The following is a 2585-nucleotide window of genomic DNA, read 5'->3' as shown; positions in this document are numbered from 1 at the left end:
GGACCAGCATGTCGGGGACGGATCGGGAGGCACTCTGGCGTCAGCATGTGCAGGCGTGGCGGGAGAGCGGGCTGACGCTGAAAGCCTACGCCGAGGTGCATGGGGTCGACCGCTGGGCGTTGGGGCGGTGGTCGCGCCGGGTGACCGCGGAGGACGAGGTGAGCGCTCCTGGTCCTGGGGATAGCCCTGGTGCTGTCCCTATGACGGCGAGCGCTCCGCTGATGATGGAGATCGTCGAGGCGGCTCCCCGCCGGCGCCGCTGGTCGGAGACGGAAAAGGAACGGCTGGTGGCGGAGACCTGCGCGCCGGGCATGAGCGTGTCGCTGGTCGCCCGCCGCCGCGGCGTCGATCCCAGCCTGCTGTTCCGCTGGCGCCGCCGACTGCTGGTCCCGACCGAAGCCCCGCCCGTGTTCGCGCCGGTTGAGGTGGCGAATGCCGCACCCGTTGCTCCTATTCCAGCGCCCCCGGCGTCAGCGGGCGGCGGACTGATCGAGATCGAACTCGCCGGTGGGCGGCGGCTGCGCGTCGACCGCGATGTCGATGCCGCGGCGCTACGCCGGGTCCTGAGCGTACTGGAGCGGTCGTGATGCTCTCGATCCCGGCCGGCGTGCGCATTTACCTGGCGCTGGAACCGTGCGACATGCGCCGTGGCTTCGACGGGCTGGCGTTGCTGGTGCAGCAGGCCCTCGGCAAGGACCCGTTCACCGGCCACCTTTACATTTTCCGTGGGAAAGGGGCTGGACGTTTGAGGATCCTCTACGCCGATCAAAACGGCCTGTGCCTGTTCGCCAAGCGGCTGGAGAAGGGGCGTTTCGTGTGGCCGACGACCCGCACACCGGGCGGCACGGTGGTGCTCACGCCGGCCGAGCTGTCCCTGCTCCTGGAGGGGCTGGACTGGCGCCACACGGTGCCGGTCCCGCGCCCGTCGGCGGCTGGATGAGAGCGCAGAAAAGCGAGGAAATCCGCGGGTTTGGCTGGCCCCGGACGGCGATCCGGGGTAGACTCGGCCATGCGCCTCGACCTCGACAATCTGCCCGCCGATCCGGCCCTGCTCCAGCAGTTGGTGCGCGATCTGGCCGAACTCGTCGAGCGTCAGAAAGCCGACTTGGCAGAGTTGGAAGCCCTGCGCCAGCAGCTCCGGCAGATGCAGCGCACCGTCTTCGGGCGACGCTCCGAACGGCTCGATCCCGATCAACTCGACTTGGGGCTGGAGGACTTGGAGGCGGACATCGCCCGGGTCGAGGCGAAGCTCGCCGCCAGCGATCCTGAACCGCCGGCCAAGGAACCGCCGGGCCGTGGCCGGGACTGGCCCGACCATCTGCCGCACCACGACGTCACCGTGAAGCCGCACGGGCTGGATGGCGAAAACGCCGTCTGCCCCTGCTGCGGTGGCGCCCTGCACGCGGCCGGCGAAACCATCGCGCGGATGGTGGACTATGTGCCGGCCCAGGTCCGCGTTCTGCGCATCCGCCGGCCCAAGTATGCCTGCCGCGGCTGTGGGACGCTGCATCAGGCCCCCGCTCCGGACAAGCCGATCGCCAAGGGCATGGCGACGCCGGCGATGCTGGCGCACATCATCACCAGCCGCTACTGCGATCATCTGCCCTTCTACCGGCAGGCGCAGATCCTGGCCCGAAACGGGTTTCCGGTTGACCGCTCGGTGCTGGCGGGCTGGGCGGGCCAAGCGTGCTGGTGGTTGGAGGCGGTGCGCGACGAACTGGCCAAGGCGGTGTTCGCCTCGCCCAAGCTGTTCGCCGACGACACGCCGATGCCGACGCTGGCTCCGGGAACGGGGCGGGTGAAGATCGGCCGGTTCTGGGCCTATGCCCGCGATGATCGCCCCTGGCAGGGGCCGGACCCGCCGGCGGTGGTCTATGCCTACACCGGCGATCGCAAGGGCGAGCGCCCGGCCAGCCACCTGCGGGATTTTCACGGGGTGCTGCAGGTGGACGGGTATGCCGGGTTCGGGCGGCTCACCGCCGGCAACCGGGTTTCCCTGGCGGCCTGCTGGAGCCATGCCCGTCGGCGCTTCTATGATTTGGCCGAGGCCGGCTCGCCGATCGCGGCGGAGGCGCTGCGTCGCATCGCCCGGCTCTATGCGATCGAGGAGCGCATCCGCGGCCGTACAGCCGACGAGCGGCGACAGGTTCGGCAGGCTGACGCCGCCCCGCAGGTGGCTGACTTGAAGGTGTGGCTGGAGCAGGAACTGCCGCGTCTGCCGGGCCGCTCCAAGTTGGCCGAGGCGATCCGCTATGCGCTCGGGCGCTGGACGGCGCTGTGCGTCTACCTCGGCGACGGCCGGGTGGAGATGGATACCAACACGGTGGAGCGCTGCATCAGGCCGGTGGCTTTGGGCCGAAAAAATAGCCTGTTCTCCGGCTCCGAGGGCGGCGGCCACCGCTGGGCGGTGATCGCCTCGCTCGTGGAGACCTGCAAGCTCAATGGCGTCGAGCCCTTCGCCTACCTCCGCAACATCCTGGAGCGCATGGTGAACGGCCATCCCGCCAGCCGCCTCGGCGAACTCCTGCCGTGGAACTGGACGCCAGCCGTCAACACCTGATCCGGTGCGATCGCGCCCCGCTTAC

Annotated in this window: 3 protein-coding genes and 1 pseudogene; all 4 read left to right on the top strand. The window is 69.9% G+C overall.

Features of this window, described 5'->3' with window-relative positions:
* Nucleotides 1-8: 8 nt before the first annotated feature.
* Nucleotides 9-155: pseudogene (tnpA, locus tag QSG27_RS29330) on the top strand (IS66 family insertion sequence element accessory protein TnpA); the annotation flags it as partial.
* Nucleotides 156-221: 66 nt separating this feature from the next.
* Nucleotides 222-587, top strand: coding sequence for an IS66-like element accessory protein TnpA (tnpA, locus tag QSG27_RS29325; RefSeq protein WP_407653284.1), 366 nt, complete (start codon nt 222-224; stop codon nt 585-587).
* Nucleotides 587-940, top strand: a complete 354-nt coding sequence (tnpB, locus tag QSG27_RS28470; RefSeq protein WP_306712161.1) for an IS66 family insertion sequence element accessory protein TnpB — start codon at nt 587-589, stop codon at nt 938-940. Before tnpA (QSG27_RS29325) ends, tnpB begins: the two co-directional genes overlap by 1 nt.
* Before the next feature lie 69 nt (nt 941-1009).
* The gene (gene tnpC, locus QSG27_RS28465; protein ID WP_306712159.1) at nt 1010-2560 is read left to right on the top strand and encodes an IS66 family transposase; all 1551 of its coding nucleotides are present in this window, start codon (nt 1010-1012) and stop codon (nt 2558-2560) included.
* Nucleotides 2561-2585 lie beyond the last annotated feature (25 nt).

It is taken from the genome of Azospirillum isscasi (assembly GCF_030849505.1).
GTDB lineage: Bacteria > Pseudomonadota > Alphaproteobacteria > Azospirillales > Azospirillaceae > Azospirillum > Azospirillum isscasi.
The sequence above is the reverse complement of the archived record's forward strand: the minus strand, read 5'-3'. Positions and strand labels throughout refer to the sequence as shown.